This window comes from Dyella acidisoli, assembly GCF_030160295.1.
Taxonomy (GTDB): domain Bacteria; phylum Pseudomonadota; class Gammaproteobacteria; order Xanthomonadales; family Rhodanobacteraceae; genus Dyella_B; species Dyella_B acidisoli.
In genome coordinates this window covers 1-680 of the sequence record NZ_BSOB01000047.1, presented here as the reverse complement: position 1 = coordinate 680, position 680 = coordinate 1, and the positions used below count along the sequence as shown (strand labels likewise).

1 protein-coding gene is annotated in these 680 nt (G+C 63.4%); it reads right to left on the bottom strand.

All coding sequences use genetic code 11. The features are described from left to right. A partial coding sequence (locus QQJ86_RS18745; protein WP_284322501.1) for a hypothetical protein occupies positions 1-680 on the bottom strand: 680 nt, incomplete at both ends.

Below are 680 nucleotides of genomic sequence, written 5' to 3'. Positions count from 1 at the left end.
ACACTCAGCAAATTGCCGTTGGCATCGTAGCTATAGCTGGTGATGGCCCCGTTCGGATCGGTGCGGGTTAAGAGGTTGCCGTTGGCGTCGTAGGTATACGTGGTGGTGGGCGATGATCCATTGACCGCGGGGGCGATCACGCTCGTGAGCTGGCCCTGCGCGTTGGTCTGATAGGTGGTGGTATTGCCGAGGCCATCGGTGACGGTGGTGCTGTTGGTGCCGTAGCTCAGCGTGAGCGCTTGCGCCGCGCTGCCAGTACCCGTGGTGATGCCGGTGACCTGATAGGCGCCTTGCGTATCCTGCGTATAGGTGTAGCTGACGGTGGTGCCGTCGCTTTGGGTGACGCTGCTGACCAGGTCCGTGGTGCCCTGGTACGCGTAGGTCGTGGTGTAGCTGGCGGTGCTGCTGCTATCCGTGTCCGAGGCCAGCGTGGTCGTGACGGTGCTCAAGCGACCCTGGCTGTCGTAGCCGTAGCTCACGGCTTGGCGGGTCACGGCGCTCGTTTGGCCGGGTGGGATTTCCTGGATCGACAGGCTGATCAGCTGGTTGCTGGTGTTGTAGCCGAAGAGCAGCGTGTCGCCGTCGCTGGCCACGATCTGGCTGAGCTGGCCGTTGCTGTAGCTGAAGGTGTAGCTCGCGCCGCTGGACGTATCGGTCAGGGCGGTGAGCTGACCGGTAGC